Below are 24,911 nucleotides of genomic sequence, written 5' to 3'. Positions count from 1 at the left end.
GTGAAGTGTTTTAAAACCCTCATCAAGTTCACTCAGATCGCTGCATTTTTCTGAGAAACTTTGAGAGGAGCGAAATGCTAACAGCCTTTACAGCAGGTCTTTTACTCGTATCCATTTCGGAATTGGGTGATAAAACCTTTTTTATTGCCGTACTTTTGGCAATGCGCCATTCTCGGAAATTGGTATTTTTGGGCGTAATTGGGGCACTGGCTGCGATGACGGTGCTATCCGTGCTGTTAGGGCAGACGGCATCATTATTGCCCCAAACTTATATCGACTATGCCGAAGTTGCCTTGTTTATTGGGTTTGGCTTTAAGTTGCTCTATGATGCGTGGCGGATGCCTGCTAAATCCTGCGATCTGGATGACCAAACCGATGCGATCGCCGCTATTAAACAGGTTGAATGCACCCTACAAACTAAAAGCCCCTGGGCAATCTTAATGCAAGCGTTTAGCTTGACGTTTATTGCAGAGTGGGGCGATCGCACCCAGATCACAACTATTGCGCTATCTGCGTCCAACAATCCTTACGGGGTCACCATAGGTGCTGTCTTGGGTCATGCGATCTGTGCAATGGTCGCCGTGATTGGCGGAAAGCTGATCGCTGGACGTATTTCTGAACGTACCATTACCCTGATCGGTGGCGGGTTGTTTATGGTGTTTGGCATCGTAGCGGCGATCGAGTTGGGTGCTTAAGTCGGGGACATCATTTAACCTTTAGGGTTATCGATCTCTGATATCGTTCCCTCAGACCTCCGAGGTTTTTGGAAACCTTGGAGGTCTTGTGTTTTGTGGTCAAAACTCTATGCCGTTTGTACAGCAGGTGGTACAGAGATTTAGTTCTAGTACACCAACTTAAAAGTTTTAGAGGGGGTGGAGGGGGTTTTCCCCCCTCTTGGGGGCGCAGCCCCCAAACCCCCATGTTGCAAAATTTTGTGTTTGCAACACTAGTTTGATCGGAGAGAGACGCGCTATATTTTCAGGCAAATCCAATACCGCTTAAAACTCTCTCATCTCCTATCATGCTCAACTACACCATTGTTGAATTAGACGCGATCGCTGCGTCTACCCGGTTACTAGAGCTGTCCGATATCTTAACCAATGTTGTTGAAGGAGGGGCTTCGGTCAGTTTTATGTTGCCGTTTTCGCAGGCAGAGGCGATCGCCTATTGGAACACGATTGTAAGCTCTGTTGCAGATGGACAGACGGTTTTGCTGGCGGCGATCGCAGGCGATCGCGCCATCGGAACGGTACAGTTGGGGCTTGCTACTCCCCCTAATCAAATTCATCGCGCTAATATTGCCAAGCTCTTAGTCCATCGTTCAGCCCAGAGCTGTGGCATCGGACGCGCCTTGATGCAAACGGTTGAAGCCTACGCTCGCCAGAGAGGGCGATCGCTATTGACGCTAGATACCATCACCGGAAGTATTGCAGACCGTTTATATCGCTCGTTGGGCTATGTCGAGATCGGCATCATTCCCAACTATGCTCAGATGCCGGATGGTCCGCTCAGCGACACCACATTTTTCTATAAACAATTGAGCTAGAAGATAGGCGGTTGAATCAACGGATCATTTTCACGATTAAATCAGCAGAGCTTTATATTTCGTGAAAACAAAAATTCCTGATTCTCTCTCTCTCTCCCGGCAAATGTCTTGAGAGATACAGGTCATTTCCGGAGGCACGGGCATGGATAGAGCAGAGGTCAATCAGCAGAGTGATGCCCGATCGACCCGCAAATGCACGACACAGGGGGTAAAACAATCAGCCATTCGCTTGTCTGTGCTGACGCTGTGGCTGGTGTGCCCGCTATTGACCGGCTGGCAACAGGCTGCCAGTGCTAATTTGCCGCCGTTCGCTGCAACTGCGCCAGCGTCACTGGATGGATATTTGTTGGGGGTGGGCGATCGCGTTCAACTCACTATTTTTAATGTGCCTGAATACAGCGGCGAATTTGAGATATTGGTAGACGGCTCTCTCAATCTACCCGTGGTTGGTTCTGTGCTGGTGCGGGGAATGACCTTGCAACAGGCTTCCAGTGTCCTGTCTGAGCGCTTTGCTACGATTCTCAGACGTCCTCTTGTAACGTTGACTTTGTTGGAAACTCGACCTCTGACGGTGGCGATCGCAGGAGAAATTAACCGCCCCGGTTCTTACACCCTGTCTCAAGATGAGGCAAGCAGTGTTCCCAATCTCACCCATGCGTTACAGGTTGCCGGTGGCGTCACCCAGGTTGCCGATCTGCGTCAGATCCAAATTTATCGACTGCTGCCTAATAGCACCGGCGGCATACAAACGCTCACCATTGATCTCTGGCAACTGGTACAGGATGGCAACCTCCAACAAGATCTGTTGTTACGAGATGGCGATCGCATTTTTATCCCAACTGCTACAGACGTCGATTTAGCCCAGGCTCGTCAACTGGCGAATACCAGCTTTTCTGCCAGCCAAGCCAGCCCAATCTCAGTGGCGATCGTGGGAGAAGTGAATCGTCCGGGACCCTACACGCTTGTCGCGGATAGCGCCAATGCAACCACAGGAGCCATCATTCCCACAGTGACTCAGGCAATTCAACAAGCTGGAGGCATCACCCAGTCTGCCAATATCCGCAATATTGAAATTCGTCGGATTGTTCATTCTGGAGAAGAACAGACCATTCAAGTCAATCTCTGGGATCTTCTGCAATCCGGCGAATTGGAACAAGACTTGCCGCTGCAAACGGGCGATACAATCTTGATTCCTACGGCACCAACCCTTAGCCCAGAAGAAATGACAGAACTGGCATCGGCTAGTTTTTCTCCAGATACCATTAAGGTTAATGTGGTGGGTGAAGTGGCTCGTCCGGGAAGTGTCGATTTGACGCCCAATACGCCTTTAAATCAAGCCCTACTCGCTGCCGGTGGATTTAATAACCGGGCACGTCGCGAAACGGTTACCCTGATTCGACTCAACCCAGATGGCACAGTCTCACGTCGGGCGATCTCGGTTGACTTTGACCAGGGACTGAATACGGAGGATAACCCTGCCCTCCGACCCAACGACACCATCGTAGTCGGACGTTCACCGCTGGCAGGAATTGGCGATACCTTAACCACCGTGCTCTCACCCATCACCGGAGTCTTCAGCTTACTCAGAATATTTGGGGGTTTGTAAGCATTAGATCTCTTGCAGATTAGTATGGGCGGGGGCGAAGCCCCCGCCCATACTAATCTGCAAGAGATCTAATATCTAAAAACTAAGACTGAGAACCAAAAGCTAAACCACCTCAATGCGATCTAACCTCAAGTTCCCAGTCTCACAGCAAATATTGCAACGGACTGACTAATTTTAAATGAGCCACAGGCTACAGCAGGCCAGTATTAGTCCCTGGTCTTCCGGTTGCCAGTTCCACCTTCACAATCTTGCCGCCCATTTTCATGATGCGTTGCTGCTCTTTAAACCAGTTGTCATAGGCAACTAGCTTCGTAAAATAAGTATTTTGCAATTCCCGCTGAGTACGAATCCGCGTCTGGCTGGGAACGCAGGCTGTGACCTTGAACATCCGCATAGGTTTTTCTCCCCTAACTGGAATGAGAAATCATCTAAATCTCATGTAAAAATCTTGCAAAATCTGATCCTTTACCTAAATTAGGTTCAGGTTCAAAACGATCTGCAAGCATCAAAAAGCCCAAAATTGCAGATATTAATCGAACTAATTCCCGATTAATAGCCTGAGGGCTGAGAGCCTAGAGCCAATCTTAGAACGTCACAGCCAGATTTACTAGCCATTGACCTTCTAACACTCACCCTAAAATCTCAGACCCCAGAAGATTTTAAGTTTTGAGTTTTAAGCTTTGAGGCTTGAAGCTGCGAACAGTTCGCTACTCAACACTCAATACTCAACACTCATCAGCAATTAGCTCAAGCCAGAGCAGATGTAGTCAAAATAGACACCCATTTCTTTGCCAGCGTCTGCACCAACCAAGCTAGCAGTAACTTCTTTCATAGCTTGGATAGCTTGAACGGTGGAAGCAACGGGAACGCCCAAAGAATTGTAGGTTTCTTTGAGGCCATTCAGGACGCGCTCGTCGAGGATGGAAGGATCGCCAGCCAGCATTGCATAGGTTGCATAGCGGAGGTAGTAGTCGAGGTCGCGGATGCAAGCAGCATAGCGACGGGTGGTGTACATGTTGCCACCGGGACGGGTGACATCCGAATACAGCAGAGACTTAGCTACAGCTTCTTTAACGATACCAGCAGCATTAGCGCTGATAGCTCCAGCGGCACGAACGCGCAGTTCGCCAGTGGAGAAGTAGCTCTTGAGCTTGTCCATTGCACTGCTGTCCAGGTACTTGCCCTGAACGTCAGAAGAATTGATAACAGAAGTAATTGCGTCTTGCATAATCTTGCTTCCTTAAATCTTGGTCGTCACTTATTACGCTTGAAAGGAGGGGAACAACGTGGTTAAATATGCGATCTAAAATAGTTTGCGATCGCGAACCCTATTTACCCGCAACCTTACTGCATAGCGCCGATGATGTAATCGAAGTAGGAACCGGCTTCTGATGCGTCTTCAGAAGACATCAGAGAAGTAGCAACACTCTTCATGGCGCGCACACCTTCTGCAACAGCAGGGATGGGGGTGCCCAAAGAGTTGTACATTTCACGAACACCAACGATGCCGATTTCTTCAATAGGGGTGACATCACCAGAAACCACACCGTAGGTCACTAGGCGGAGATAGTAGTCCAAGTCGCGCAGGCAGGTTGCGGTCATTTCTTCACCGTAAGCATTGCCACCGGGGGAAACAATGTCAGGGCGCTTTTGGAATAACTGATCGCCTGCTAGCTTAACGATGCGCTCGCGAGAATCAGTCAAAACTTGAGCAATCCGAAGACGACGCTCACCAGAGGTAACGAAGCTCTTGATCCGATCTAATTCACCGGGGCTGAGATAGCGTGCCTCAGCATCGGCATTCACGATAGATTTCGTGACAATACTCATCTGATATATTCCTCCGAAAGAAAGTGTGACCAGAAAGCGATATGAACTGGCACTCGGCGATAGATAGCTGAAGCCAACCCGAGTATCTCACCAAACTTCTTAAAAGAATTTTGAGAGTTACAAACAGTCGGAGTAGCTAACATCAAAACATCTAACCGACACATTTCAGACTCGCCTGAGCGCAACTGAGAAGATGTGTAAGCAAAAGGATTCAGCTACCTTCCGGAAATATTCTGCGGCATTGCGTTCACATTCTGAGTTAGCTAGCAATATTTCGTAACAATTTCATCAGAATTATTTCTGCTGATACGGGGTAGTCACGAGGTTAAATTAGCGATCGGTGGGTGAGGATCGAGGATTTCGCTGAGAGAGTGGTAGCGGAGCCATGGCTCTCTCAAGCACGAATTACAGGTTCATTAATCAATAATCCCAAGCAAGATTTGGTATCAAAACGTACAACAATTAACGGTTTCAGCTTTTATCCTGCGATCAATCGAGTCATAACCATGTCGTAATCAACCATGACTTGGCTATGAATTGGCACTCCTTTGCTAAGGTGTGCCTTCCATAAAATTTGAGGGTCGTGCTTTCGAAGCTGGCGTGTGCTCTGCAATAGATGCAGGTTCTAGGCTAGACTGGATAGTCTAGCTTTGATTGGTCTTGGAAGTGAAAGCGTGGATATTCAAATTGGCAGGGGCAAATCAGCCCGTAGGGCATACGGAATTGATGAAATTGCGCTCGTCCCAGGACAGCGAACCTTAGATCCGAGTCTGGCTGACACAAGCTGGCAGATCGGCGGCATCGAACGTCAGATCCCCATCATTGCAAGTGCGATGGATGGAGTAGTGGATGTCAATATGGCGGTTTTGTTATCTCGTCTTGGGGCGCTAGGTGTTTTAAATCTAGAGGGCATCCAGACTCGCTATGCTGACCCAAATCCTGTATTGGATAGCATTGCAGCCGTTGACAAGACCGAGTTTGTGCCGTTGATGCAAAAGCTCTATTCTGAGCCAATCAAACCCGAACTGATTGCAAAGCGTATTCAAGAAATTAAGCAACAGGGAGGCATTGCTGCCGTTAGTGCGACTCCCGCAGGAGCTGCCAAATATGGCTCTGTTGTGGCGGAAGCTGGGGCTGACTTATTTTTCATTCAGGCTACGGTGGTTTCAACTGCCCATCTCTCGCCAGAATCGGTGGCTCTACTCGATTTAGAAGAGTTTTGCCGCTCTATGCCGATGCCTGTGATCTTAGGCAACTGCGTTACCTATGAGGTGACCCTAAATCTGATGAAAGCGGGTGCAGCCGGTGTTCTGGTAGGAATTGGACCCGGAGCCGCGTGTACATCTCGTGGAGTGTTGGGTGTGGGGATTCCACAAGCAACCGCAGTGGCAGATTGTGCCGCCGCACGCGATCGCTATTACGAAGAAACGGGTCGCTATGTTCCAGTCATTGCAGATGGCGGATTGGTAACAGGTGGCGATATTTGCAAATGTATTGCCTGTGGCGCAGACGGTGTCATGATCGGTTCTCCCTTTGCCCGTGCCGAAGAAGCTCCTGGACGAGGCTATCACTGGGGTATGGCAACGCCTAGCCCTGTGTTGCCGCGCGGAACTCGCATTCGAGTTGCTACAACCGGAACTTTAGAACAAATTCTGACGGGTCCCGCCAAACTTGACGATGGAACTCACAATCTACTGGGTGCCTTGAAGACCAGCATGGGAACCCTGGGTGCCAAAAATATTCGGGAAATGCAACAGGTTGAAGTTGTGATTGCGCCTTCCCTGCTCACCGAAGGCAAAGTTTACCAAAAAGCCCAGCAACTGGGAATGGGTAAGTAAGATTTCTGGATGTAGTAAACCTGAAGGTTTAGGGCGGTGTGCAAGTTTGTTCAGTACAGCAATAGTGTTGTGAGGTGCTTCATGCCCCACAATACCGTGCTGAGTTAACCCGCACAGTCCTATCGATTTGGAATCGCGGCGTCGCCGCGATTCCAAAAATAAATCCTCGGTTTTATTAAATCCAAGATCCTAAGCCTTCGAAGTCTTCAAAATCTTGAGATTCAATGTCTCACGGATACCCCAGATTTCGTTTTGTTAAGTTGCGCTCTGATAAGTTTTCTCGATGTTGTTGGCTGAGTTACTGGAAAAACTATAACCATCTCTTACAATGGAAGAAGCGGAGACGCATGTTTCCGTTCACTCCTCACACCACACTCCGCCTGGACTATATGTTCAGGCGGTTCCTCTTTCTACACGGCACAGGAGATTGCATCGGTAAAACTCTGGATTGGTTTAGATATCTTTACAAATTTGGCGACCTGAGTTGATGCCGCCTTGATGCCCTGCTTCTGAAAGAATTTTCAAGGTTTGACTCCGTTCCAATGCTCAGGTTGCTGAAACAGTTCCCTACCTCTAACTTATAAGCCATTGATACAGAAAACTTATTTAAGGGGTGAAGGGTACTGATTTTGGCGATATTTTGGGATATGGGGCAGGTCGTGTCTCTGAAACAGAATTTTCTTAAATCCCCGATGCCCTCTTACGGTGCTACGCCTTGAGAACCAATAGGGTAATGGGTGCTGCACTCTGTGCAACACCCATTACCCGTTCCGCCGCGATTATTTAGGGCTGTGTTGTCTGGCACCACTTGACTGCCAAAAACGATATTGCTGAATAGCGGGATACGTTTAGAGGTGAACCCAAAGAGTTCACATCCAAATTTATCTCCAAAATTTATTTCCAAAATTACTCAATGCCATAAAAATCAACTGCTCTTGCCAGTTGCCTGAGCGATCGCGTTGAAGTTCTTAACTGCTGGCTCGCTTTGAGAGAGAGGCTTTGAGAACCCGTGAGGCAGGCATACTCGGGCGCATCCAGACGAGATGGGGGTAAAGTGTGATTACAATAGAGATGAACTGAATCCCATAGCATTTCAGATGGAAGAGTAACCTGGCAGATCTGCTTCACTGCATAGGTGCATTGTTAAGACTGTTGTAGGAACAACCTTCTAGCTATCAATGCTCTAAAATCGCCGTTTTTGCTGTGGTAATATATCTAGAGATCACGTAAGGCTAAGGATTTTCAGGCATGTCAGCAGCCACACAAGTTACAGACTCTACATTCAAGCAAGAGGTACTTGAAAGCGATGTTCCGGTTTTGGTAGATTTTTGGGCTCCTTGGTGTGGACCATGCCGGATGGTAGCACCTGTGGTTGATGAGATCGCTGAACAGTACATCGGGCAAGTCAAAGTCGTCAAAGTTAATACAGACGAAAATCCAAGTGTTGCCAGCCAATACGGCATCCGTAGCATTCCTACCCTGATGATTTTCAAAGGAGGGCAACGGGTTGATATGGTTGTGGGAGCGGTTCCTAAAACCACTTTGGCTAGCACCTTAGAAAAGCATCTGTAATAGTTTGTTCGTTTGTAAATCTTTGAGTTGATTTCAAGCCTACTTGTTCAGCCTCTCATAAGTTTTTGGATTCATCCAACAGCGCTGTTGCGTCAAGCGATAGCGCTGTTTGAATTTTGCTTCGTTCAGCCACATCAGTAAATTTGATAGTTGAGCCAAGGTTTTCAAATCTGGACGCAAAAATCTCGATACAATAGAGTGCTACTTGTTTTGCAGAGCGAATGACTTCATCGAATTCAATCTCTACACTTGAGTCATTGCAGACCGAACTTTCTGAATTGATCACCCAACTTCCCTCGATGAAACATGGAGGGCTAATTCAGCAAGCCCTGACCACGTTGATGCGGATGGCTGAAGTAGACGTCGATCGCCTGGACTGGAAGATCTTAAATGCTTCATTGCAAGATATGGAACAGGCTTTTCGGGTGTTTTACCCGTATCGCCATGTTCGTAAGATTTCTATTTTTGGGTCTGCCAGACTTGCGCCCGATAGCCCTGGATATCAGGTGGCAGTAGACTTTGCCAAATGTGTCACCCAACAGGGGTTTATGGTGATTACAGGTGGTGGTCCTGGGATTATGCAGGCGGGTAATGAAGGCGCAACGGCTGAAAAGTCGTTTGGGCTTAATATTCGTCTACCGTTTGAGCAAGGGTCTAACCCGTTTATTGAAGGCGATCGCAAGTTAGTCAATTTCAAGTATTTTTTCACACGCAAGCTGTTTTTTTTAAGAGAAAGCGATGCATTGGCGTTGTTTCCAGGGGGCTTTGGCACCTTAGATGAAGCGTTTGAATGCATTACGTTGATGCAAACCGGAAAATCTGAACTGTTGCCATTGGTGCTGATTGATCAACCCGGTGGGAGCTATTGGCACAGTTGGGAAACGTATATGAAAGATCACCTGCTGAAGCAGGGGTTGATCAGTCCAGACGACCTCAACTTATATACGATTACCGATCGGATTGATGTAGCCTGTGAAGCGATCGCCAGTTTCTATCGAGTCTTTCACTCAAGTCGCTATGTCGGTGAGCAGCTTGTATTGCGGCTGAATTCTGAATTGTCGGATGCAGCGGTAGACGATCTGAATCATCAATTTGGTGATCTCCTGGTGAGCGGCAGGATTGCCAAAAGTCTTCCCCTCCCTCAAGAATCGCGCGTATCGTCAGTCGAATTACCGCGCTTGGTGATGCATTTTAACCAGCGAGACTTTGGTCGCCTGTATCAAATGATCCGCATGATTAACCAGTTAGGCAAACCTACACCCGAAACCCTGCATCCCGAACATAAGTAACTAAAAGTGACCAAGATTCCGCAAAAAGCTTCCGTAAGGTAGCACATTCTGATACCATAGGAATTCTGTGGTTGCATCAACCACAAAATTTAGCTCCTGGAGAGATGGCCGAGCGGTTGAAGGCGCAGCACTGGAAATGCTGTTTACTCGTAAGGGTAACGAGGGTTCGAATCCCTCTCTCTCCGTTTTGTAAGATGAACTCTTGCCGGAGATCACAGATTGAAGAACCCGCAATTTTTTAGAGAAGGCGATGGCAGAGCCATCGCCTTCTCTAAAAAATTGCGGGTTCTATAGAATCGATATTAGTCTTCGTCTTTATCAAGCTGAGGGAATTTGTCAAACAACGTGGTAATCAGCATATAGAGTTCATCTAAGATCTCTTCTGCTCCCTCTTCATCCACCTCGGTCAGGAGTTGTTCAACCCCGGCGATAGTTTGAACGAGGCGATCGGATTGTTGACGGTCAAGTGAAGCCATAGAGATCGGTTGTAGGTAGATTGCTAGCAGTTCATTGTAGTGGTTCTTCTGGTCTTTCCCCCAATGATTCCGCCAGGGCTACCTTGGTGCGAGCAACAGATGCCCGAATGCGTTCGATTTGCGATTCATAGGCAGCCGTCTGTTGCGGCGATGCATCCCCTGGGTTGGTTCTTAAGATCTGCTCGTAAAAGCGAAAAATTTGAAAGGCATAACTGGCGATCGCAATCTGTTCCTGCGATAAGGATCTAATGCGATCGACCAGATCTGCGCAGGTGGCGACATGGGGCAGCAGAAACACATCGGCATACAGGGGCGGAATTGTATCCGATCGGGTCTTCAACACATCCAACAGGCGGATGGCATCGTGAGATAGCATGCCATCGAAGTCGGCAAGGGAGTTGAGCAAGCTTAACAGCAAGAATTTTGAACGTTTTTGCTTCACGTTAAGACCGTAGTGATGAGACGGTAGTGTGAGGATAAACCCTTCAAATGGTTACAGTTTGGCAGCTTTGGCGACTCTGGCAGTTGCCTTTTTTTGCATCAACATTTTTTCAATGCTTAACGCCACAACGCCGATGGTGACGACAAAAATACCAAGAACCTGAATCGGCAAAAGCGTCGTGCGATCGCTGGGGGTAATCAAAAATGCCAACAATGCCGTCAGGACAGGACCACTAGAGGCAATGATCGATGCCATGGCAGCTCCCATAAAGCGAACCCCAAAGTTATTCGTTAGATAACCCAGCAATGTCAGGGTTGCCAGAATGCTACCACCGATCCAGAAGCCCCAGCGGTTTTCGGGCAGAATTTCGACTCCCAATTTGGGACCTACGATAATCAGGATGATACTGGTTAAGACAAAAATCGCTGTGAACTGGATAATGCTGACGGGCACGGGGTGGAGTTTGCGAAAGCTAATCTGCATTGAAATCAAATACAGCGCAAAGGCAAACCCAGACACAACGGCTGTGGTCACACCCAATGCCACATTGGTTCCGCTACTGGCAACCGATGCTGTGAGCTTGGGCAGTGCCGTTAAGATCACCCCTGCCAAGATCGTTAGCATGACGCCAAACCGTAGAGCTGTCGGGCGATCGCCAAATAACAGCCATGCCAATGGCACCGTAATGATGGGGTACATAAATAAAATGGTGACGGCTACCCCTGGTCCGATCTGCCCAATGGAGATATAGATCAACACCTGCGACAAAAACAGGAACCCGCCGCTGCCAATGACTGTAAATAGGAGCGGTCGATCTTTAGACAGCATGAACGCTTTAATATCTTTCCAGGCAGACGGATAGAGGAAGCCCGCTAACGTCAGCATCATCGGCACGACGATCAACATCCGTGTCCACAACACCAGCAGGGAGTTACCAAAATTGGGGGTAATAAAACCACCCAGATTTAGCCAACCCAACACACTGCTGGGATAGTAAATGATGCCGACAACGACGTTGTGTAACGACAACGCCACCGTAGACACGAGAATCATCATCAGCCCCCACTGGAACTGGGATAACCCCACCCGACCAGACGGTTTGACGGAGGTGGTTAAGGCTTCGGGGGCGATCGCTGGAGCCGTTGCCATGACCTTAGAGACCCCATTGCTCGGACGATAGCCCTGGGCTGAAGGTTGGGGTGAAACTATAGGCGGACGAGCCGTCTCAGGGGGTTGGGGTCTGCCGACGGGGGGTAGAGTTTGAGTTCTACCCGGTGTTGGCATCATGGGAAGATTGCCATTGGGGGCAGGCGATCGCCGGGGTGAACGACTGGCAACCAGATCTCGTTGTAGCTCCTGGCTCAAACGATTGACCAACGCTTCCAAAATGGCTTCACCCTGCTGTTCCAGGGTTTGCATGCGGTTGAGTTGTTGAGACAGAACACTCTGATAACTATTGAGATCTTGCCGTAATGAGTTCAGCGTATGATTCAGGGTCGTATCCAGCGACAACAATAGCTGATACGCATTCTGGTTTTGCCCCGTTTCCTCCGTTGCCGACGGCAACCGCACCCGATCGGACGCCGACGCGGAGGGCATTTCAATTTGCTGATTGAGCCGTTGGATTAATAATGCCTGCAAATGGGCTGCCATTGCCTGTGCCAGTTGCTTTGCCCAGACCTGCTGCTGCGCCAACTGTTGCTGTGACAGCAAATCGTGGTGCTGACTCTGAAGCATCTCCCGCTGATCGCGCAGTTTATCAATTTCATTGACCAGACGCGATTTTTCTGACTGAAGACGCTCGACATCTCGACCCAGCTGAGCCACTAAGTCGTGTTGCAACGCTCTCAAGTCTTGAGTCACGCTATGCAAGACGTCTTCCGCAGACTTGGGATCGTCTGATTTGGGATATTCAGGTTGGTTATCCAATAGCCCCATTCTTGTGCAACCCTTAGCGCATTATTTACAGAATTTCTATGAATCAATCTCAGAATCCATCTCAGTCAAAATTTTTTGGCTACCCGCTTCTATCAATCCAACGTGTCATACAGTATGAAGTGGAATGTCTACGAAGTGGAAATCTGAGGTGCAGGGGCTTCGGTGTCAGCCTCTGCCAAATGGTGGAATCCCCTCTGGAGGGTTTGATCAGGGGAAGTGAAATGATAGATTGCGCAGCGTCCCCACTATTTTGCCTTAAATTGTCCAATATTCTACTGAATAAACACAGGAGTGGACAGATCTAAACCAGCACCCAAGAGGTGAACTCAGCCATCATACTCTTCATGGTAAGAGGATGGTTGAAACGTGATTGCTTGTAATAGTAAACACCTGCTGATCTGCCTCAAGATTGGGAATTCGATAAAACCAAAGATGTATATAGCAATCCTATTTGATTCGTGAAAATGATCAGGTGTGAAAGCGCCCGCCCGAAGGGCGGGCGCTTTCACACCTGATTTAGGATCGCTATATGTATCAGTGATTCCGATAAAGCCTACTATTTCAGACGTATTCAGATATTTGAGCATGACGAGCACACTTGATTCTGTTGAATTAAACGCGACCAAACCTAGCCAACCCAAAATTGTCGTGTTGGATGATGATCCGACTGGGTCTCAGACGGTTCACAGTTGTTTATTGCTGACGCGTTGGGATGTAGACACGCTGCGTCTGGGCTTATCGGATGATTCGCCAATTTTTTTCATTCTCACCAATACAAGGGCATTAACCCCAGCGCAAGCGGATCAGGTAACCCGCGAGGTTTGTCGCAATCTCAAACAGGCGATCGCACTGGAGCAAATTCAAGATTTTCTGGTGGTCAGTCGTTCTGACTCCACCTTGCGCGGTCATTATCCTGTCGAAACAGATGCGATCGCCGATGAGTTAGGTCCCTTTGATGCCCACTTTCTTACGCCTGCCTTTTTTGAAGGTGGTCGGATCACTCGCGATAGCATCCACTACCTGATTGTGAATGGGGTTGAAACGCCTGTCCACGAAACAGAATTTGCTCGTGATTCCGTCTTCGGGTACAGCTATAGCTATCTGCCCGATTACGTTGCCGAAAAAACGCAAGGGAAAATAGCAGCCGATCAGGTAGAACGGTTCTTGCTAGCAGATATCCGAGCCGGTAGCCTGGAGCGACTGTTGCAGCTGCACGACAACTCATGTGTGGCTGTGGATGCCGAAACCCAGGCAGATCTCGATCGGTTTGCGGTTGATGTGTTGGCAGCCGCGGCTCAGGGGAAACGGTTTTTGTTTCGTAGTGCGGCAAGTTTGTTGACGGCTCTGGCAGCGTTGCCGCCGCAACCGATCGCACCGGAAAATATGGCAGCCTACACCCGCGATGGCAAACCCGGTGCCGTGATCGTCGGCTCTCATGTGAAAAAAACAACGGAGCAGCTGGAGGAATTGCTCAAGGCAGAGGGCATCGTCGGGGTGGAGGTGGATGTCTCGCATTTGTTGGACGACTCACAGACCCAGCGATCGCAAGTATTGGAAACGATTTTGGCGCAAACTCATAGCGCTCATGCGTCGGGGCAAACCCCGGTAGTCTATACCAGTCGCCAGGAATTGACCTTTGCCGATGCCCAAACCCGGTTAGATTTTGGCGTTGCCGTGTCAGATTTGCTGATGGATATTGTCCGGGGATTGCCATCCGAGATTGGGTTTTTGATCAGCAAAGGTGGCATCACGTCCAATGATGTTTTGAGTAATGGCTTATCGCTAACCTCTGCCCGGTTGCTTGGTCAAATTTTGCCGGGGGTTTCAATCGTGCGAACCGCAGCGGATCATCCGCTATTCCCCCATTTGCCAGTGGTGCTTTTTCCCGGTAATGTGGGCGATCGCCATTCTCTGGCAGCTGCGTATTTGCGACTTAATCCGTCCACCTGTTCATAAAATCCAATTCTTTTTGAGAGAACGACGGCAAAGCCGTCGCTCTCTCAAAAAGAATCTTTTGCCGATGGCAAAAATTCCGCATCCCACAGTAGATCGGAGCGAGATCCAAAATTGTTGTGTTGAATGCGGACTTGGCGACTAATATGGATAGTTAATTTCGTTCCCGTCAAATTACCTCAAATTCTGCTTGCATGAGTTCTGATTCTTCTGCGCCTGCGTCTGTGTCGGCTATCTCTCAATCTCTACCAGAAGGGATTCCCAATCCACAAGTTCGGTTTAAGAGTGAAAGTGGACGATTGCTGCTGCTCTTGCCACCCGAAACCGAAATTGCCAGCTCTCCTGGCAGTTGGACTGATTTGTGGCAGCAACTCAAGCAACGCCTCAACTCTGGCGATCGCTTTTGGCAAGCCAATACGGCTGTCCATTTATTAGCCCGCGATCGCTTGCTCGATGTTCGCCAACTTCAGGCGATCGCCGATGCCCTGGCTGAACATGAACTCCACCTCAAACGGGTTTACACCAGCCGTCGTCAGACGGCGGTTGCTGCCGTTACCATTGGCTATTCGGTCGAGCAACACTCGCCCATCGCCCATCTCAATCCGCCGACAGAGTCGGGGCAAGCCTTAGCCGACCCTCTCTATATTCAAACGACTGTGCGATCGGGCATGGAAATCCGCCATCCTGGTACAGTAGTAATCTTGGGAGACGTAAACCCCGGAAGTTCAGTAATTGCCGACGGAGATGTGATTGTTTGGGGAAATCTACGCGGCGTCGTCCAGGCAGGTGCAGCCGGTAACGATCGCTGTTTGATCATGGCATTGCGCATGGAACCGACCCAAATTCGTATTGCTAGCTATGTTGCGCGATCGCCCGAAACTCCACCCGCCCAATATCATCCTGAAGTCGCTTACGTGGTATCCGAAGGGATTCGCATCGCTCGGGCAGCCGATTTTTCTAAAGGGCATCTCCTGACCCCATTGGGATAGGGCTGAAATTAGAGATCAGAGCCTTGATCTTGAGCCAGTTTACGTCTCCGCTATCTTAATTTGTCGTTCATTAGAGATTAACTAAAGCCATTCATGAGTCGCACAATTGTCATTACATCGGGTAAAGGAGGGGTAGGAAAAACTACCTGTACCGCCAATATTGGTATGGCTCTGGCTCAACGTGGTCATCGGGTCGTTGTGGTTGACGCAGATTTTGGCTTAAGAAACCTCGATCTATTGCTGGGGTTAGAAAACCGGATTGTCTACACCACGGTCGAAGTCCTGGCAGGCGAGTGCCGTCTAGAGCAAGCCCTGGTGAAAGACAAACGCCAACCCAACCTGGCATTGTTGCCAGCGGCGCAAAATCGGACGAAAGAAGCTGTCACCCCGGAGCAGATGAAGCAGTTGGTGAAGGAACTGGCAACCCTGTATGACTTCGTGTTAATCGATAGTCCTGCTGGGATTGAAATGGGGTTTAAAAACTCGATCGCAGGGGCACAAGAAGCCCTGGTAGTAACCACACCTGAAATTGCAGCGGTACGAGATGCCGATCGGGTTGTGGGGTTGCTCGAAGCGAATGATATTAAGAAGCTCAACTTAATCGTCAATCGTCTCAAACCAGCGATGGTGCAAGAGGATATGATGATGTCAGTCAAGGATGTCCAAGAAATTCTGGCAATCCCTCTAATCGGCGTTGTCCCTGACGACGAAAAGGTGATTGTTTCAACCAATCGGGGTGAGCCACTGGTTTTGTCGCCTAACCCATCGTTAGCGGGCATGGCGTTGAGCAACATTGTTCGTCGGTTAGAAGGTGAGACCGTTCCCTTCTTAGATCTGACTGCCACGCATGATGATCTGTTTTCTCGCATTCGCCGACTGTTTCGCGGCAACTCTTAGCCGATTTTTGATCTCGCTTCAAATTTTTTTCCTTTTGACCTCCCGAAGGTATCATGCTCAGCGAATTCCTCGACCGACTTTTTCCGCGCCCTCCAGTTGACAGTAGTCGTGAGACTGTTAAGCGTCGCTTGCAGCTTGTGTTAGCCCACGATCGCGCTGATTTGCCTCCTGAAACCGTTGAGAAGATGCGACGGGAAATTTTAGAGGTCGTTTCTCGATATGTCGAGATTGATCCTGAGGAATCAGAATTTGCTTTAGAGAATAATCAACGAGTGACTGCACTGATCGCTAATTTGCCCATTCGTCGGGTTCGAGAGGAGATTTAGGGCGATCGCCCATTTCATAGGCGATTTCTAGAAAATCGTGGGGGCGAAGCATTCGAACCATGATGTTCGTTATTTACCAAAGACTATCTAACGAATGCTTCGCCCGTACAGGGGGTAACGTCTTTTTCAGAAATCTCCTTAGAATTGTTAATCCCCAGCTAGTGTTGCAAACACGAAATTTTGCAACATGGGGGTTTGGGGGCTGCGCCCCCAAGAGGGGGTTTTACCTCCTCCACCCCCTCTAAAACTTTTAAGTGGGTGTACTAGATTGAGAACTGGAGTGTTCCTGTATGGAACACTCCAGTTTTGCAATGGGACGGATGCAAGCTCAATCTCCGTAAGCACTGCCTGCGACTTTTCCGCGAAAGACGACGTATTGGTAGATGTTGTAAAACAACATGATGGGGATAAGAAAGCCAATGAAAATAATCATGAAAACCAATGCGCTGGGGGCTGCGGCTGCCTGGTAAATGGTGATTTGGGTCGGAATGATGTAAGGAAACACGATCAGCCCTAAGCCCACAAAGGTCAGCAGAAACAGCAAAATTGTCCAGACAAAGGGTGTGCTTTCTTCCTGGCGGCTGAGACTGCGCAACAGCAACCCAATCAACAGCACCCCCAGCAGAGGAATGACCGCAAAAATATAGACCTGGGGTGGGCTAAAGAGGCGCGATCGCGCGGCTTGATAAAACACGGGCGTGACAATGGTAATCAAGATGGCACCGATCAGCGTGGTCACTGCTGCAATTTTGGCAGTGCGAAAGTGAGTGGTTTGCAGTTCGCCTTCGGTTTTCAAAATCAGGTAGGTGGAGCCGATCAAGACATATCCCTGGATCAGTGTTAATGCGACTAAGAGCGATCGCCAGTCGAGCCAATCCCAGGTAGAGCCAACAAAATGCCCTGCCGCATCGACGGTAATGCCTTCGATCACACTACCCAGAGCAAACCCCTGACCCAGGGCTGCCAGAAAACTGCCCGCACCAAAGGCAATATTCCAGATAATTTTGCGATCGGCATGTTCTCGAAATTCAAATGCCACGGCACGGAAAATCAGCCCAAAGATCATCATCCAGATGGGGATATAAAGCGCATTTAAAATCGTCCCGTAGGCCAACGGAAACGCCCCAAACAACGCGCCTCCCATCAGCACCAGCCAGGTTTCATTGGCATCCCAAACATTGCCCAGACTGGTCATTAAAATGCTGCGTCGTTCTTCGCTAGAGCTGGTCAATGACAAAATTCCTACGCCCAGGTCAAAGCCATCCAGCATGACATAGAGGAAGAGGAAGAGTGCCAAAATCACAAACCAAACCTGGGGGAGAAAATGAAAGAGTGCTTCCATGCCATCTCCTATATAAAAATGGATTGAATTGGGATGGCAATGACGGTGTGGCGCGGCTTTGCCGCGCCACACCGTCATTGCCATTCCTACTGTTGCGCTTCGACTGGACGTTGATCGGGGACAAACTCTGCCGGAGCTGTATCTACCGCAGGCGGCTCATCCATATCGGGTACGGGCAGGTCTAAATTGGGACCTTTGCGAATAATCCGGCTACCAAAGTACAACGTTGAAATCAGTAAGATGGAGTAGATCAACGCAAATAGGCTGAGAGACACCAGCACATTGCTGGGGGGAAGAAGGGATGCGGCATCAGCCGTACGAATTTGCCCATAAAGCGTCCAGGGTTGTCGCCCGACACAGCGCACAATCCAACCCGCTTCAACCGCGATATACCCCAGGGGGGCAGCAAAAATCCAGGCGAGCAGCAGCCATGTTTGTTGTCCAATCTTTTCAGCAGACAATGTGCCCAACAGCCATTGCACGGTACTCCAGAGCATCAGCACGACAAAGAAAATGCCAATGCCGCTCATAATTCGAAAGGAGTAGTAGATCAGACCGACCATGTGAGGGCGATCGCTCGGTGCCCATTCCTTTAAACCCAAGACGGGCTGAGACAGCGTTTGCTTGAATTCCAAAATATAGCCCAACGCATTGGGAATCTTGATTTCCCAGACATTGTGTTCTGCCGTTTCGTTGGGTAAGGCGAGCAAACTCCAGTCAGCCGCTTGTCCGGCAGGGGTTGTTTCCCACTTGGCTTCCATTGCCGCCAGTTTGGTGGGTTGGTAGTGATAGACCTGCTCAGCACTTAAATGCCCAATGTAGACCTGTAATGGAGTAACGGCGATCGCGGCGACTAAAACAATTTTCAGAGATGTAGCAAAGAAAGCTTCATGCCGTTTATTGAGAATGTACCAGGCACTAATGCCACCAATGACAAACAGCGACGTTTCTAAGGTCGCAAAAAACATATGCGACACACTTTTTAACATGAATGGATTCAAGATGGCCTGGAAATAGTCACTGACGACAAACTTGCCATTTACCATTTCCCCACCGGATGGGGTTTGCAGCCAGGAGTTTGCCACCAAAATCCAAAACGTAGAAAGGTTGGCACCAAAGGCAACCATGATGGTGGCGAGGTAGTGGATTACGGGATGCACCCGTCCCCAGCCAAACAACATAATGCCCAGGAAGCCTGCCTCTAACATGAACGCCATCGAGCCTTCAAAGCCTAAAATGCTACCAAAAAAGTCGCCAACGGCTTCAGAAAAGGGTGCCCAATTGGTACCAAATTGAAATTCCATCGGTAGCCCCGATGCCACCCCGACCCCAAAGTTTAAGACATATAACTTTGACCAAAACCGGGCATGGTGATAGTAGTCAGGGTTGCGCGTCTTCAGCCACAATCCTTCCACGATGACTAGATAAATAGCCATCCCTGTCGTCAGGATGGGCCACAGCATATGAAAAATAGCAGTTAACGCAAACTGCATCCGAGAGAGTGCGACCGTATTGGATAAAAGCTCCATAAGTGCCTCTTCTATTTGATCTAGCTTCCGTTCCTCAATGTATTCAGTAAAGAACCGTTACAAAGCTTTTCCGGTGGAAGTTTTAAGGTTTTGTAATAAATCAGTACATAGCAATTTTTAATCGAGCGGGGTGCAGATTATTTTTTGAAAGCCATGCTCCGCATGGCTTTCAAAAAATAATCTGCACCTAGCTGGGCACGAAGCGCCATCCGTGGAATTTTATGAAGTCACAACGCCCAACTGACAAATTCAAGCGTGCCGTTAATCAGCCATTTCTATGAGGGATGTCCGAACTCTGACAGAGGCTATTTATATTTTTTAAATGCGAAGCTAGAGGGTAAAAGGATTAATATTCAACCCTCTGATCCAACGCTAAGGATCGTGGATTAAATAAGATCGAATATTGAATCGTTTGTAGGGGCGAACGGCCGTTCGCCCCTACAACAAATCATTGGAGTTATTTAATTCCCATTCCTAAACCTAAATCTATATAGCAATCCAACTAAGGCGATTTCTAAAAAAGGACATCCCGACAAATCGTAGGGGCGAAGCATTCGGATAGTGATGTTCGCTATTTACCAAAGACGATCTAACGCATGCTTCGCCCTCACAGGGAGTGACATCTTTTTCAGACATCTCCTAAGTTGCAAGAAACGCACCCCGAAAGGGTGCGCCTCTTATAACCCGCTTATCTTAAAACTCAATTAGGACGGATATAGTTCTGATATTTTTTGCGAAAACTATAATTTTTAACCAACGGCTTCTGTTTTAATGGTAATGATTTTTAAATAAGTTAATGATTGCCTCTTTCTTAAGGAACCAGTTTAAACACTACAACCCTCACATTTCGTTGCGCTGGTTGCTGGTCGTTCCTTTTGCAATCCAACTGATCGGTACCGTGGGTCTGGTCGGCTATCTTTCCTATCGCAACGGGCAAGAGGCGATCGCCGAATTAGCGGATCAATTGCAACACGAAATTGCCGCTCGGATCCATCAAAAACTCACAGATTATTTAGAAAACGCCCAACTGATCAACCAACTCAACGTTGAAGCGATCGCCTCTGGCAAATTTAAGATTAACCACCTGGCAGATCTGCAAGATTATTTGCTGGGGCAACTGTTAGCCGTTGATTCGCTTAACTCTATTACCATTGGTACCGAAACACCTGATTACATTGGCTTGGGCTATGACGATGAAAACCAAGACTCTCTCTATTTGTCGGTTTGGAACCCCCAGGCAGGGGGCACGTTTGATTGGGTAATTGATACCACTGGCAAGCAAAACTTGTTGGGTGAAGACCATGAGTATGACCATCGTCAACGTCCTTGGTACCAGGAAACCGTCGAGGCAGGAAAGCCGATTTGGAGTGGAATTTCTACCTCCATTACACCCAAAAACTTGATCCTGTCTGCCAATCAACCGTTTTATAACGATCAGGGTGATCTATTGGGTGTGGTCAGCACCGATATTGGCTTGAGGCAAATTAGCCAATTTTTACGAACGTTACAAATTGGCAAAACTGGAAAAGTTTTTATTATCGAACGCGATGGCACGCTGATTGCCTGGTCAGACTCCCAGGATCCGTATGAGGTTGCAGACGACGCAGACGACCTGGTTCGGATTAAAGCGACAGACAGTGCCAATGTCTTGATTCACGAAACCGCAGATTATTTAGCACGCTCACCGAGCCAGCTGCCAGCTGCCCGGCAGCAAAAAAACTTACATATCATTGCCGACGGGGAACCCCTGTTTGTCAATGTCACGCCCTTTCATGACGATCGCGGGTTGGATTGGTGGGTGGTCACGACCATTCCAGAAGCAGACTTTATGGCACAGATCAATGCCAATACCCGCCGCACTGCCTTGTTGTGTCTACTGGCAGCGATCGCTTCTATTGAGTTAGGCATTATCACTGCCCGCTGGATTCTGCGTCCGCTAGAAAAAATTAACATTGCTGCCCATCGAATTACCCAGGGCAATTTTGACAGCCCGTTAGCGCACAGCCCGATTACGGAGATGCGCAACATTGGTCTGTCATTTCAACACATGGCAACCCAACTGCAAACCTCTCTCGCCACACTGGCAGATAATAATCGCAATCTCGAAGGGCAATGGAACGCCTTTTTTCAATCGGCTCCGACCGGAATGGCAATCATGGACGAGCACCTGCGATACGTCCAGATTAATGAACCGCTGGCAATGAGTAATGGGTACTCCATTGCCGATAATCTGGGGCGATCGATTTGGGAAATGATCCCCGATTTAGCACCGGAAATCGCACCGCTCTATCAACAAGTTTTATCTACCGGACAACCCATCCTCAACCACGAAATCAGTGGAGAAGTTCTTCACCAACCGGGTGTGAAGCACTATTGGAATGTCTCATATTTTTTATTGCCGAATACGGGCATTGACGACGCTGAAGATGGGCAGCGCAGTGCCAGAATTGGCTGCGTCGTCGTGGATATTACCGCGTCTAAACGAGCAGAAGAAAACCTGCGGAATAGTGAAGCGGCATTAGAAGAAGCCCAGCGAATTGCCCATTTGGGCAATTGGGAATTTGATTTAGAGTCGCAAAAAATTACCTGGTCTAAAGAACTTTTGCGCATTTATGGGCTTGACCTTGCCCAAACCGTTCCCGACTATTCTAGTTTCCTCAAACTTCTACCCCTAGAAGATCGCCAACCTTTTCAAGATCTGGTGAGTCAGGCGATCGCCACTGGAGCCTCTTATAAAATGGAGCATCGGTTTATTCGACCCAATGGCTCAATCGGGTGGACGTTGACCAAAGGCAAAGCCCTGCGTGACGCCCAGGGCAAGGTGATTAAGCTATTTGGGACGGGGCAGGATATCACTGTTCGCAAACGTGCCGAATTAGAACTGCAACAAGCCAAGGAAAGTGCCGAAATTGCCAATCAGTCCAAAAGTATTTTCCTGGCGAATATGAGCCACGAGTTGCGATCGCCGTTAAATGTGATCCTGGGCTTTACCCAGTTGATGAGCTATGACAGTTCTCTCACTCCAGATCAAAAAGAAACGCTTGCCACGATTCAGCACAGCGGCGACCACCTGCTGGCGTTAATTAACGACATTTTAGACCTGTCAAAAATTGAAGCCGGATGCATCACGCTCGATCCAGCCGATTTTGACTTAATGAGTCTGTTGCATACCCTGCAAGATATGTTTCAACAGCGGGCAGTAGATAAGGGGTTGCAGTTTATCTTAGAGATTGCGTCGGGCGTGCCGCAGTATGTTTCTACCGATGCCAACAAACTCCGGCAGGTGTTGATCAACCTGCTCAGCAATGCCATTAAATTTACGACCAGGGGTAACGTTACCTTGCGGGTGACTCCGGCAGTGAGTCCGTTGCTGGGCGCTGAGGCTTCAACGTTGGCATCCACATCGGACATGATGTTGAGTTTTGCGGTAGAAGACACAGGGATCGGCATTGCGCCCGAAGAAATCGAGACTATTTTTGATGCCTTTGTGCAAGCTCAGTTAGGTCGGAAAACGATTGATGGCACAGGGCTGGGCTTATCTATCAGCCGTCGGTTTACTCAACTGTTGGGCGGTGACCTATCTGCCCACAGCACGCTTGGTCAGGGTAGCACCTTCACCTTGCAGATTCCCGTCAAACGGGTTGAAACAGCCATACAGACACTCGATCGCGATCGCCCTATTTATGGAATTATGCCGGGTCAACCCAACTACCGGATTTTGGTTGTCGATGATCAACCGATTAACCGGCAATTGCTGATGGCTATTATGAGCCGTGTCGGGTTAGAGGTGCATCAGGCTGTCAATGGCGAAGATGCGGTGCAACAATGGCAGACGTGGCACCCCGATTTGATCTGGATGGATCTGCGGATGCCGGGGATGGATGGGCTAGAGGCAACCCGACACATTCGTGCCCTGTCATCCACTCACCCTACCCCTCACCCGACAAAAATTATTGCCCTGACGGCTCAAGCTTTCTCAGAGGATCAACAGCGTGCCCTTGAAGCAGGCTGCGATGATTTTGTCACAAAACCCGTTCAAGAAGCCTTGCTGTTTCGTAAAATGCAGGAGCATCTGGGACTGCAATACCTGTATACAGAAACGGCTGAGCGATCGCAGGCAACGGTGGATGTGGAGCCGGTCGATGAACTCCACCCGATCGATTTACAAGGGATGCCGGAGGAATGGGTAGCGGCGTTGCAGCAGTCTGCTTTGTTGGGGCATTCAGAAGCGGTTGCGGCTCTGATCCAACAAATCCCCAGCGACCAGGGTGGGTTGAGTGCCTACCTCCGACAGTTGAACCACGATTTTCAATATTGGAGCATCGTACAGCTCTGCCAGGCTGCCCATCCGGCTCAAGTTGAGCCTAAAATGAACCCTGCACACAGCAGCACGCCACTCCAAAAGTGAAATGACACGGCAATAAATTTAGAATTGCTGACCCGTTCAGGTTGGTCGTGGTAGGCAGAAACGTGACGGCACAGTTTTAGTGCCGGGAGAATGCTGGCAAAGATCAGCAGGCTCCAAATCGGCAGGAGCTTCAGCGCCACAAATACAGCCGTTAAGCCAAATACACTGGCACATGCCCAGGATAGGATCTGGGCACCTCGCCGAGACCCCAAACGAACAATGGGCGATCGCTTCCCTGCGGCAATGTCATCTTCTATCTGGTGGAAGTGCGAGCAAAATAAAATCAGGGTCGTGGTAATCCCCAACACAATAGAAGCGGACAGAGGAGTTAATGACCAGGCCTGAGTCTGGCTATAGTAAGCTGCCGTTACCCCCAGGGGGCCGAAGCTAAAGAAGCAGAGAATTTCACCCAACCCCTGGTAGCCCAGGCGAAAGGGCGGGCCCTGATAGGCATAGCCCAGAGCGCAACACATTAAGATGATGCCTAAAATGGTTGGATCGCGTTGCCACCAGGCGATCGCCACAATGCCAATAATTCCCAACCCCAAACACAGGAGTGCTAATGCCGAAATCAGCGACTTATTGCGGGTGAGGTTAACTAACGAATGATGCTTGTTGCGATCGATTCCGGTTTCAGAATCAAACACATCATTGCTCAAGTTTTCCCAGCCAAGAATGAGAATGGCAGAGATTAGAAAGATGAAGAATATTGAACGGTTAAATGTGCCGGTTACAGCAAATGCTATAGCGCTGCCGAGACAAATGGGCATGATTGCAACGCTATACATCGGTGGCTTGATTGCTGCAAGCCAGAGCTTAGACTTGGGAGCGTTCAGAGGCTTGACGGTCATCACACAAAACTGAACTGCTGAAAACCTCATCATTCTACGTCTTTCAGCGTCACCCTAGCGCAAAAAAATAGAGTACAAA

The 24,911-nt window shown here is 48.9% G+C and carries 21 protein-coding genes and 1 tRNA gene; 12 read left to right on the top strand and 10 right to left on the bottom strand.

Annotated features, from left to right (window positions below; all coding sequences use genetic code 11):
• The first annotated feature begins 74 nt into the window (after positions 1-74).
• The 3 genes from ACR6Z4_RS09270 (at position 75) to ACR6Z4_RS09260 (ending at position 3,152) form a co-directional block, all read left to right on the top strand.
• Complete coding sequence (locus tag ACR6Z4_RS09270; RefSeq protein WP_479716970.1) at positions 75-695, top strand: TMEM165/GDT1 family protein; 621 nt, start codon at positions 75-77, stop codon at positions 693-695.
• A gap of 326 nt (positions 696-1,021) precedes the next feature.
• A complete protein-coding gene (locus ACR6Z4_RS09265) occupies positions 1,022-1,546 on the top strand; it encodes a GNAT family N-acetyltransferase (protein ID WP_479716969.1) in 525 nt (174 codons plus the stop codon).
• A gap of 142 nt (positions 1,547-1,688) precedes the next feature.
• Positions 1,689-3,152 carry an SLBB domain-containing protein gene (locus ACR6Z4_RS09260; RefSeq protein ID WP_479716968.1) on the top strand — a complete coding sequence of 488 codons (1,464 nt, stop codon included), beginning with the start codon at positions 1,689-1,691 and terminating at the stop codon, positions 3,150-3,152.
• 190 nt (positions 3,153-3,342) lie between these two features.
• Here ACR6Z4_RS09260 and ACR6Z4_RS09255 read toward each other — a convergent pair whose 3' ends face one another.
• The 3 genes from ACR6Z4_RS09255 to apcA all read right to left on the bottom strand — a co-directional run bounded on the left by ACR6Z4_RS09255 (position 3,343) and on the right by apcA (position 4,982).
• Positions 3,343-3,546 (bottom strand): phycobilisome linker polypeptide, encoded by a 204-nt coding sequence (locus ACR6Z4_RS09255; protein ID WP_479716967.1) that lies wholly within the window; start codon positions 3,544-3,546, stop codon positions 3,343-3,345.
• A gap of 348 nt (positions 3,547-3,894) precedes the next feature.
• On the bottom strand, positions 3,895-4,380 hold the full coding sequence (gene apcB, locus ACR6Z4_RS09250; protein WP_479716966.1) for an allophycocyanin subunit beta: 486 nt from the start codon (positions 4,378-4,380) through the stop codon (positions 3,895-3,897).
• A 116-nt stretch (positions 4,381-4,496) separates the two neighbouring features.
• On the bottom strand, positions 4,497-4,982 hold the full coding sequence (gene apcA / locus ACR6Z4_RS09245; protein ID WP_479716965.1) for an allophycocyanin subunit alpha: 486 nt from the start codon (positions 4,980-4,982) through the stop codon (positions 4,497-4,499).
• 674 nt (positions 4,983-5,656) lie between these two features.
• Here apcA and ACR6Z4_RS09240 point away from each other — a divergent pair.
• Positions 5,657-6,820 (top strand): GuaB3 family IMP dehydrogenase-related protein, encoded by a 1,164-nt coding sequence (locus tag ACR6Z4_RS09240; RefSeq protein ID WP_479716964.1) that lies wholly within the window; start codon positions 5,657-5,659, stop codon positions 6,818-6,820.
• Between the two features lie 906 nt (positions 6,821-7,726).
• Here the strand turns inward: ACR6Z4_RS09240 and ACR6Z4_RS09235 are convergent.
• Complete coding sequence (locus ACR6Z4_RS09235; protein ID WP_479716963.1) at positions 7,727-7,912, bottom strand: hypothetical protein; 186 nt, start codon at positions 7,910-7,912, stop codon at positions 7,727-7,729.
• A gap of 156 nt (positions 7,913-8,068) precedes the next feature.
• On the opposite strand from ACR6Z4_RS09235, the gene trxA reads away from it, so the two are divergent.
• From trxA to ACR6Z4_RS09220, 3 genes are all read left to right on the top strand, one after another.
• Positions 8,069-8,392, top strand: a complete 324-nt coding sequence (gene trxA / locus ACR6Z4_RS09230) for a thioredoxin (protein WP_479716962.1) — start codon at positions 8,069-8,071, stop codon at positions 8,390-8,392.
• 221 nt (positions 8,393-8,613) lie between these two features.
• Positions 8,614-9,681 carry an LOG family protein gene (locus ACR6Z4_RS09225; RefSeq protein WP_479716961.1) on the top strand — a complete coding sequence of 356 codons (1,068 nt, stop codon included), beginning with the start codon at positions 8,614-8,616 and terminating at the stop codon, positions 9,679-9,681.
• Positions 9,682-9,779: 98 nt separating this feature from the next.
• A tRNA-Ser gene (locus ACR6Z4_RS09220) sits at positions 9,780-9,866 on the top strand.
• 117 nt (positions 9,867-9,983) lie between these two features.
• Here ACR6Z4_RS09220 and ACR6Z4_RS09215 read toward each other — a convergent pair.
• From ACR6Z4_RS09215 to ACR6Z4_RS09205, 3 genes are read right to left on the bottom strand one after another with little or no spacing between them, the layout of a single operon-like run.
• Positions 9,984-10,157, bottom strand: a complete 174-nt coding sequence (locus ACR6Z4_RS09215) for a hypothetical protein (RefSeq protein ID WP_479716960.1) — start codon at positions 10,155-10,157, stop codon at positions 9,984-9,986.
• A 31-nt stretch (positions 10,158-10,188) separates the two neighbouring features.
• Positions 10,189-10,599 carry a hypothetical protein gene (locus ACR6Z4_RS09210; RefSeq protein ID WP_479716959.1) on the bottom strand — a complete coding sequence of 137 codons (411 nt, stop codon included), beginning with the start codon at positions 10,597-10,599 and terminating at the stop codon, positions 10,189-10,191.
• 51 nt (positions 10,600-10,650) lie between these two features.
• On the bottom strand, positions 10,651-12,537 hold the full coding sequence (locus ACR6Z4_RS09205) for an EamA family transporter (RefSeq protein WP_479716958.1): 1,887 nt from the start codon (positions 12,535-12,537) through the stop codon (positions 10,651-10,653).
• Between the two features lie 585 nt (positions 12,538-13,122).
• Between ACR6Z4_RS09205 and ACR6Z4_RS09200 the strand changes: the two genes are divergently transcribed.
• From ACR6Z4_RS09200 to minE, 4 genes are all read left to right on the top strand, one after another.
• The gene (locus ACR6Z4_RS09200) at positions 13,123-14,493 is read left to right on the top strand and encodes a four-carbon acid sugar kinase family protein (RefSeq protein ID WP_479716957.1); all 1,371 of its coding nucleotides are present in this window, start codon (positions 13,123-13,125) and stop codon (positions 14,491-14,493) included.
• A gap of 191 nt (positions 14,494-14,684) precedes the next feature.
• Entirely contained in the window at positions 14,685-15,479 is a 795-nt protein-coding gene (gene minC, locus ACR6Z4_RS09195; protein ID WP_479716956.1) for a septum site-determining protein MinC, read from the top strand.
• Positions 15,480-15,572: 93 nt separating this feature from the next.
• The gene (gene minD, locus ACR6Z4_RS09190; RefSeq protein WP_479716955.1) at positions 15,573-16,376 is read left to right on the top strand and encodes a septum site-determining protein MinD; all 804 of its coding nucleotides are present in this window, start codon (positions 15,573-15,575) and stop codon (positions 16,374-16,376) included.
• A gap of 53 nt (positions 16,377-16,429) precedes the next feature.
• Entirely contained in the window at positions 16,430-16,702 is a 273-nt protein-coding gene (minE, locus tag ACR6Z4_RS09185) for a cell division topological specificity factor MinE (RefSeq protein WP_479716954.1), read from the top strand.
• Positions 16,703-17,030: 328 nt separating this feature from the next.
• Here minE and cydB read toward each other — a convergent pair whose 3' ends face one another.
• A complete protein-coding gene (gene cydB, locus ACR6Z4_RS09180) occupies positions 17,031-18,044 on the bottom strand; it encodes a cytochrome d ubiquinol oxidase subunit II (protein ID WP_479717050.1) in 1,014 nt (337 codons plus the stop codon).
• A gap of 86 nt (positions 18,045-18,130) precedes the next feature.
• On the bottom strand, positions 18,131-19,573 hold the full coding sequence (locus tag ACR6Z4_RS09175; protein ID WP_479716953.1) for a cytochrome ubiquinol oxidase subunit I: 1,443 nt from the start codon (positions 19,571-19,573) through the stop codon (positions 18,131-18,133).
• A 796-nt stretch (positions 19,574-20,369) separates the two neighbouring features.
• Between ACR6Z4_RS09175 and ACR6Z4_RS09170 the strand changes: the two genes are divergently transcribed.
• On the top strand, positions 20,370-23,981 hold the full coding sequence (locus ACR6Z4_RS09170; RefSeq protein ID WP_479716952.1) for a response regulator: 3,612 nt from the start codon (positions 20,370-20,372) through the stop codon (positions 23,979-23,981).
• On the opposite strand, the gene menA is transcribed toward ACR6Z4_RS09170, so the two are convergent.
• The gene (gene menA / locus ACR6Z4_RS09165; RefSeq protein ID WP_479716951.1) at positions 23,927-24,832 is read right to left on the bottom strand and encodes a 2-carboxy-1,4-naphthoquinone phytyltransferase; all 906 of its coding nucleotides are present in this window, start codon (positions 24,830-24,832) and stop codon (positions 23,927-23,929) included. The genes ACR6Z4_RS09170 and menA overlap by 55 nt on opposite strands.
• Positions 24,833-24,911 lie beyond the last annotated feature (79 nt).

The sequence above is a fragment of the Calyptranema fuscum S582 genome (assembly GCF_055793305.1).
Note: the sequence above shows the minus strand (reverse complement) of the source record. Positions and strands in the feature narration are given on the sequence as shown.